The sequence below is a fragment of the Shumkonia mesophila genome, assembly GCF_026163695.1.
Classification (GTDB): Bacteria; Pseudomonadota; Alphaproteobacteria; order Rhodospirillales; family Shumkoniaceae; genus Shumkonia; species Shumkonia mesophila.
This window is the reverse complement of the sequence record NZ_JAOTID010000020.1, coordinates 43,630-50,248: the sequence shown is the minus strand read 5'-3', so window position 1 is coordinate 50,248 and position 6,619 is coordinate 43,630. Positions and strand designations below refer to the sequence as shown.

Sequence of the window (6,619 nt, the reverse complement as noted above, 5' to 3'; positions counted from 1 at the left end):
GGCCAGGTGAGCGCCTCCGTCGTCGTGCTGGACGTCAGGACCGGCGAGGTGCTGGCCATGGTCTCGGTGCCCGGCTTCGATCCCAACGCGTTCAATCGCGGGCTCACCTCCGAGGAATGGCAGGCGCTGGCGGGCAACCCGAAATCCCCGCTCACCAACAAGGCGATCGCCGGCCAGTACGCGCCGGGTTCCACCTTCAAGATGGTGGTGGCCCTGGCGGCGCTGGAAAAGGGCGTCATCACGCCGGCCACCAAGGTGTACTGCTCGGGCTCGGTCAGCCTGGGGGACGCCAAGTTCCACTGCTGGAAGAAGCACGGGCACGGCCTGCTCGATCTCAAGGCCGGCATCGCGCAATCCTGCGACTCCTACTTCTACGAGGTGGCGCGCCGCACCGGCATCGATGCCATCTCCGCCATGGCCAGGCGCCTGGGGATGGGGGTGCGGCTGGGCATCGACCTGCCCAACGAGAAGCCCGGCCTGATGCCGACCCGCGACTGGAAGCTGGCCACCTTCGGCACTCCCTGGCAGCAGGGCGAGACGCTGATTTCCGGCATCGGCCAGGCGTACATGCTGACCACGCCCCTGCAACTGGCGGTGATGACGGCCAGGATCGCCAACGGCGGCCTGGCGGTGAAGCCGCATCTCGCCCGCGACAGCGTAACGCCGAACGGCGCTACCATCCGCTCCACCGCCCCGGCCGAATCCCTCGGCATCGCGCCGGCCCATCTCGATGTCATCGTCAAGGCGATGGACGCCGTGGTCAACGTGCCGCGCGGCACCGCCTATGGCGCGCGCATTCGCGAACCCAGCCGCGCCATGGCCGGCAAGACGGGTACCGCCCAGGTGCGCCGCATCAGCAAGGCCGAGCGCGATACCGGGGTCCGCAAGAACGAGGACCTGCCGTGGCGAGAGCGCGACCACGCGCTGTTCGTCGGCTTCGCGCCGGTGGAGGCGCCGCGCTTCGCCGTTTCGGTGGTGGTCGAGCATGGCGGCGGCGGCTCCGCCGTGGCGGCGCCGATCGCCCGCGACGTGCTCGACGCGGTCCAGCGGCTCTATGGGGAGCCGGCGGCCGCGGTTTCCGCCGAGGCCGGGCCGCCCCCCCGCCGGTCCGGACCCGAAGGATAAGCCGCCCATGCGCGACAACGGATTCAATCGCCCGCACTTTTCCCTCGGCCAGAAGCTCTGGCAGATCCACTGGCTGTTCGTGCTGTTGCTCGCCGTCACCACCAGCATCGGCATCGCCATGCTGTATTCGGCGGCCGGCGGCAATCTCGATCCGTGGGCTTCCCGCCAGCTCGCCCGCTTCGGAATCGGGCTGGCCATCCTCATCGCCGTCGCCCTGATCGACGTCCGTCTGTGGTTCCGCTACGCCTATGTGGTCTACCTGCTGGCGCTGGCCCTGCTGACCGCGGTCGAGATTGCGGGCGATATCGGCATGGGAGCGCAGCGCTGGCTCGATCTCGGCGTCATCAACCTGCAGCCCTCCGAAGTGATGAAGATGGCGATCATCCTGGCGCTCGCCCGCTTTTTCCACGGCCTGACGGTGGAGGAGGTGGGCAACCCGTTCCGGCTCCTGCTGCCCTTGGCCATGGTGGCGGCGCCGGTGGGTCTTGTGCTGCGCCAGCCCGATCTCGGCACCGCGATGATCCTGCTCATGGCCAGCGGCGCCATGTTTTTCCTGGGCGGCGTCCGGCTGTGGAAGTTCGCGGTGGTGATCGTCGCCGGCCTGTCGGCGATCCCCGTCGCCTGGCAGTTTCTCTACGACTACCAGAAGATGCGGGTGCTTTCCTTCCTCAATCCCGAGAACGACGCGCTCGGCTCCGGCTACCACATCATCCAGTCGAAGATCGCGCTGGGCTCGGGGGGCCTCTTCGGCAAGGGCTTCCTGCAAGGGACCCAGGCCCACCTCAACTTCCTGCCGGAAAAGCAGACCGACTTCATCTTCACCATGCTGGCCGAGGAATTCGGCTTGGTCGGCGGCCTTGTCCTGATCGGGCTCTACGTCCTGCTGCTGGTCTACGGCTTTGCCATTTCGATCCGGGCGCGCAGCCAGTTCGGCCGCCTGGTCGGCATGGGCGTCACCGTCACCTTCTTCCTCTACATCTTCATCAACATCGCCATGGTGATGGGGCTGATCCCGGTGGTGGGGGCGCCGCTGCCGCTGATTTCCTATGGCGGCACGTCGATGCTGACGCTGCTGTTCGGCTTCGGCCTCCTGATGGGGGTCTACGTGCACCGCGACGTCACCATCGGCCGGCGCGGCGGCGGCGACGAGGTCTAGGCGATAAAACCCCAATCAACGTATCGACAAGCCCCGCCGGCTTTGCTATATGACCGGCCAGCCCTGTGGGGCGCATAGCTCAGATGGTAGAGCAGCTGACTCTTAATCAGCGGGTCCAAGGTTCGAGTCCTTGTGCGCCCACCAAATAAGCCCCGGAAATCATTCAGGTTTCCGGGGCTTCGCTTTTTCAGGCCGCTGCGGTTTGGCACTTTTATCAGCGGCGGTTTGGCACTTTCCCCTGATTCTATTCCCCATTCGTTCGCTTTCCGCGATTCTTGCGGGCGCGGTCGAGCCTGGCGATGGCGACCTTCGCCTTGCGTTTCTTCTCGGTGTACTTGCGCACCATCTGGACCGTCTCGTGGCCGGTGATGGCGGCAATGGTGTCCCAGTCGCAATCCAGTTCGTGCAGGATGGTGGCGGCCGTGTAGCGCAGCCCGTGGGTGGTGACGCCTCCCGCCTCCAGGCCCACCTTCAGACCTTTCACCGCCTGATAGGCGGCGATCATGACGTGGCGGAAGTTGTCGACCTTGAAAGCCCGGCCGGTCTCCGTCGTCAACAGCATGCTGCGCATCGCCAGGCGGATCGGCTTGCCGGCCTTCTCCAGCGCCGCCATGCGGCGGGCCTGGGCGGCGTTCCAGGCGTCCAGGGCCTTCTTCAGGTCCTTGGATTGTGGTACCCACACGCGGGCGTCGGTTTTTTCCTGGGCCACCGCGATGGTGCCCTTGGCATCCATGTGGGCGCGCTCCATGGCGGCGATGTCCTCGCCCCGCTGGCCGGTGTTCAACGCGACCTCGAAGGCCGTACGCTCGATGGTTCCCGGCTTCCAATGATCGCGGAACAGGGAGATCTCCATCTCCTCCCACGGCCGGTGGCCGTCGCCCGTCTTCAGGCGCTTGGGCCGGGTGGCGGGGTTCACCTTCAGCCAGCCGCGGTCGAGCCCCCACTCCATCACCAGGCGGATCACCTGCACCATGTAGTTGGCGGTGCGGGGCGTTGCCGAGAACTTGTCGCGATAGGCGATGACGTGGCGTCGCTCCATGCGGCCGACCGGCAGCTTCCCCTTGTCCGTGGCGAAACGCTCGAGGTAGCGCGCGTAGTCCTTGCGCGTTTTCTCCCCCAGCTGCGCGAACTCGGCGCTGGCCTTGTAGGCGGCGACCAGGGCGGCGATGCTGCCCGGCATGGCGCGCGCGGACCCTATCGTGGCCGGCCGCTCGAAGGAATCATGGGTGCGCTCGTAGGCGGCGGTGAACTCCGCGCTGCCGGGATTACCGGGCAGCCGGATCCGTTGGCCGTCGCGGCGGTAATACCAGTAGGCGCGCCCCTTGGCGCGGAAGCCTTCAACATACGGCAGGTTCACCTTGCCCATTCTCCGGCGCGCCGTCCTTGTCCCAAGGGTTGGGGTCGCAGTCGGACGGCGAGTGTCTCTCCAAACCGGCACGGCGATCAAGCCATACGTCGATGGCCGCGCTGTCCCAGCCTCCCAGCAGGGTGTCGAAATGCGGGAAGCCCGCCGCCTCGAGCTTCGGCCGCTTGAGGCGGAACCACTCCTCGCCCCGGCCTAGCAGCGCCGCCACCTGGTGCGGGCTGGTCAGGATGCGGGGCCGGGGAGTGAAGGTGGGCTTGGTGCGGGCCATGTCAGGGCAGCCGGCTCTGGATGCCAAACAGGGAGGCGATGGTGAAGCCGCCCTGCCGGCGCGCCATTCGAAGGTCGACCAGCAGGGAAAGCAGTTCGTGGCCAGGCAAGACCTGCCGGCCGTCAAGGTCGACTTCGGCAATCTGGTCGCCGGTCGACCCGTCCGGGCTGGCCAGTCTTTCGGCCCGCAGACGGACCCGTTCAGAGAGCCCCGCTCCGTCGCCCATCAGCGTCCGCAGTTCGGCCATGGCGTCGCACAGCGGCGTGATGTCCAGGCGGATGAATTCTTCGGTTTTGGCCATGTTGGTTCAACCTTCGGCTATGCGCGTCTTGGCGGCTTTGGCGGACGGTGATCGCGAACCTTGCTCAGGTCCGCCGCTACCGCGAGCCCGCGGCGCAGGGCGAGGCGGCAGATGGCGATGGACTGCGGCCGGCTCCCGGCGTGGCGATAGAGGCCCAGGTACGCGTTGAAGCTGGCGACCCTATCTCCGGCGGGCAGGTCGGCGAGCCGGTCGAGCGCCGCGCGGTGGGTCTTGGCGCGGCCGGACGATCGGTGGGGGCGGATGACGTGGCCGACGAAGTCGACGCCCTTCTCGGCCGGCGCGACGAAGGTCTTGTGCTCGGCCAGCGCGAGGCCAATGCCGGCCAGGTGTTCCCGGATGGCGTCGGCCGCCGCCAACAGCACTTCCGGCTCGGGGTGGACCAGGACCATGTCGTCGACGTAGCGGACATAGTGCCGCATGCCGAGGCGCCTCTTGACCATCTGGTCCAGGCCGTCGAGGTAGACGTTGGCGAAGAACTGGCTGGACAGGTTGCCGATGGGAAGCCCGGTTGCCGGCGGCGCGTTGAACAGGCTCTTGTGGCGCGGCACCCGGGCCAAGTGACGCGCCTCGCCGCGCACGATGGCGTCCCGGCGCACGTCCTGGAACACCAGCTTGCCGATGAGGTCGAGTATCGTCGGGTCCTTGACCCGGCGGCCCAGCATGGCGAACAGATCGCGGTGGCGGATCGAGCCGAAGAAGTTGGCGATGTCCGCCTTGAGCACGAAAGCCGGCTTGCTCCAGTTCTCGGTTGCGCTCAGCAGGTGGCGGCGCAGCCGGCGCGCGCCGTAGAGCGTGCCGCGGCCGGGGATGCAGGCGCAGGAATCGGCGATGAAGGCCGGCTCGAACAGGGGCGCGATGGCCCGGTAGACCAGGTGGTGGACGATGCGGTCGCGGAAGGCGGCGGCCCACACCTCGCGCGGCTTCGGCCGGGTGATGGCGAACACGGTGGCCGGCGCCGGCGTCCATGCGCCCGACCGCAGCTCGTCCAGCAGGGCCATCAGGTTGGCTTCCAGGTCGACCTCGAAGGCGAGGGCGGAGCGCGTGGTGCGCTTGTTCCGCCGGCAGTCGTAGTAGGCCTCGAAAAGCTGGTCCACGGTGATCTCCGACGGCATGGGAATGATCATTTGCGGACGGCCCGGACCCGGCACCGCCAGCCCTTGTTGTTGTTGTTCTGGTTGCCGTTGTTGAAGTTCTGGTACCAGGCGTAGCCGGACAGTCGGGGGTTTACAGGCCGGGCCGGCGATTGCCGAACGGCATCGACGCCGGCCGAGCTGCGCCGGGACGCGCGGGGGAGCAGGCCCGCCGTATCCCACTGGCGCGTGGAGCGGCCCCGCATGCATCGGGAAAGGGCCGCTACCCCGACCAAATGAAGCGCACGGGCGCGAAAGCCGTGACTTTCGGGCATCAGGCGCGATTCCTTGCGTAGTTGAGCCATCCCGACGCCTGCTTGCCGATGGCGTCGGTGAGTTCGACCGTGGACCCGAACTGGCCGGGGGAGATCAGGTGAAGGTCCTTGGAGAGCCGCAGCAGCAGCTTGAGCGTTTCCAGATGCTCGCGCAGCGTTTCCAGGAGCGGCGCCTTGTCGGTAGTGGCGTTGGCCCGGAAGACACCGACCACCACCGCCTGGGCTTCGCCGAAGACCTCGCGCGCCAGGCCCTGCCGATAGCCACGCGGGTACTGCTGCGTCAGCTTCGCCAGAAGCTTGAGCAGGTCGTAGGCCGCCCGGTAGATCGGAAGATCAGTGGCGCGCGCCATGCAAAATCTCCTTAAGGCCAGACCCGGCCGCCGGAGCGGCCGGGAAAGGGGTTAATGGTTAAAGGGGGCATTTGCGGACGGCCCGGACCCGGCACCGCCAGCCCTTGAGGCTGCCGTCCTGGGTGCCGTCGTCGAAGAACTGGGACCAGGCGAAGCCGGCCGACCATTCCGTGCTGGACCAGTAGGCGTCGTCGATCTCGAAGGCCTCCGGCCCGCCTTCCTGGAAGGTCTCGGCGGTGGTCTGGACCGGGACGTGGTCGTTCTCCGGGGTCAGGTTGGCCCGCAGGACCGACATCTGATCGAGCGCCGGCAGGTGCCAGTCGGTGAAGCCGCCGATGGCGAGCGAGCGGCAGAACCGGGCGGCCGGGTGTTTATCGTCGTTGATGGCGTCGCTGTTGGCCAGGCCATCGGTCAGCGATCGGGCGGCCGTCTCGCCGCCGGCTCCCCACTCCATCTCCTCTGCCTCGCCCTCGGCCTTGGGGGCAACGATCAGCGCGTGGAGAGCGCCGTTCTCCAGGTAGGTGCCGGCGAAAAAGCCACCGCCGAAGGCGTCGCCGATGGCGGGAAGAGAGGTCTTGGTGGAAACTTGGTTCATGGTGATCTCCTGGGCAGGATCCGCCCGGCCGC

9 protein-coding genes and 1 tRNA gene are annotated in these 6,619 nt (G+C 67.5%); 3 read left to right on the top strand and 7 right to left on the bottom strand.

The features are described from left to right. The 3 genes from mrdA to ODR01_RS22785 all read left to right on the top strand — a co-directional run. A partial coding sequence (gene mrdA / locus ODR01_RS22795; RefSeq protein ID WP_316980017.1) for a penicillin-binding protein 2 occupies positions 1-1,125 on the top strand: 1,125 nt, incomplete at its 5' end. A gap of 7 nt (positions 1,126-1,132) precedes the next feature. Then, entirely contained in the window at positions 1,133-2,281 is a 1,149-nt protein-coding gene (gene rodA / locus ODR01_RS22790) for a rod shape-determining protein RodA (RefSeq protein WP_316980016.1), read from the top strand. 68 nt (positions 2,282-2,349) lie between these two features. Continuing rightward, positions 2,350-2,425: transfer RNA gene (locus ODR01_RS22785), tRNA-Lys, on the top strand. 100 nt (positions 2,426-2,525) lie between these two features. Here ODR01_RS22785 and ODR01_RS22780 read toward each other — a convergent pair. The 7 genes from ODR01_RS22780 to ODR01_RS22750 are packed head-to-tail and all read right to left on the bottom strand — an operon-like array spanning position 2,526 to position 6,587. Beyond that, a complete protein-coding gene (locus tag ODR01_RS22780) occupies positions 2,526-3,638 on the bottom strand; it encodes a tyrosine-type recombinase/integrase (RefSeq protein ID WP_316980015.1) in 1,113 nt (370 codons plus the stop codon). Beyond that, positions 3,619-3,915, bottom strand: a complete 297-nt coding sequence (locus ODR01_RS22775; protein ID WP_316980014.1) for a hypothetical protein — start codon at positions 3,913-3,915, stop codon at positions 3,619-3,621. The genes ODR01_RS22780 and ODR01_RS22775 overlap by 20 nt, the downstream gene beginning before the upstream one ends. A 1-nt stretch (position 3,916) precedes the next feature. Further along, positions 3,917-4,216 carry a hypothetical protein gene (locus ODR01_RS22770; protein WP_316980013.1) on the bottom strand — a complete coding sequence of 100 codons (300 nt, stop codon included), beginning with the start codon at positions 4,214-4,216 and terminating at the stop codon, positions 3,917-3,919. 17 nt (positions 4,217-4,233) lie between these two features. Beyond that, positions 4,234-5,331, bottom strand: a complete 1,098-nt coding sequence (locus ODR01_RS22765; protein WP_316980012.1) for an RNA-directed DNA polymerase — start codon at positions 5,329-5,331, stop codon at positions 4,234-4,236. A gap of 26 nt (positions 5,332-5,357) precedes the next feature. Beyond that, positions 5,358-5,642, bottom strand: coding sequence for a hypothetical protein (locus tag ODR01_RS22760; protein WP_316980011.1), 285 nt, complete (start codon positions 5,640-5,642; stop codon positions 5,358-5,360). Further along, positions 5,642-5,992 (bottom strand): four helix bundle protein, encoded by a 351-nt coding sequence (locus tag ODR01_RS22755; protein ID WP_316980010.1) that lies wholly within the window; start codon positions 5,990-5,992, stop codon positions 5,642-5,644. Before ODR01_RS22755 ends, ODR01_RS22760 begins: the two co-directional genes overlap by 1 nt. A 58-nt stretch (positions 5,993-6,050) precedes the next feature. Continuing rightward, the gene (locus tag ODR01_RS22750) at positions 6,051-6,587 is read right to left on the bottom strand and encodes an Lcl domain-containing protein (RefSeq protein WP_316980009.1); all 537 of its coding nucleotides are present in this window, start codon (positions 6,585-6,587) and stop codon (positions 6,051-6,053) included. Positions 6,588-6,619: the final 32 nt, after the last annotated feature.

Excerpts from the sequence above, each read along its gene's own strand:
- ODR01_RS22775 (WP_316980014.1), bottom strand. The coding sequence starts at position 3,915 with ATGGCCCGCACCAAGCCCACCTTCACTCCCCGGCCCCGCATCCTGACC.
- ODR01_RS22755 (WP_316980010.1), bottom strand. The coding sequence starts at position 5,992 with ATGGCGCGCGCCACTGATCTTCCGATCTACCGGGCGGCCTACGACCTG.
- ODR01_RS22760 (WP_316980011.1), bottom strand. The coding sequence starts at position 5,642 with ATGCCCGAAAGTCACGGCTTTCGCGCCCGTGCGCTTCATTTGGTCGGG.
- ODR01_RS22770 (WP_316980013.1), bottom strand. The coding sequence starts at position 4,216 with ATGGCCAAAACCGAAGAATTCATCCGCCTGGACATCACGCCGCTGTGC.
- rodA (WP_316980016.1), top strand. The coding sequence starts at position 1,133 with ATGCGCGACAACGGATTCAATCGCCCGCACTTTTCCCTCGGCCAGAAG.
- ODR01_RS22750 (WP_316980009.1), bottom strand. The coding sequence starts at position 6,587 with ATGAACCAAGTTTCCACCAAGACCTCTCTTCCCGCCATCGGCGACGCC.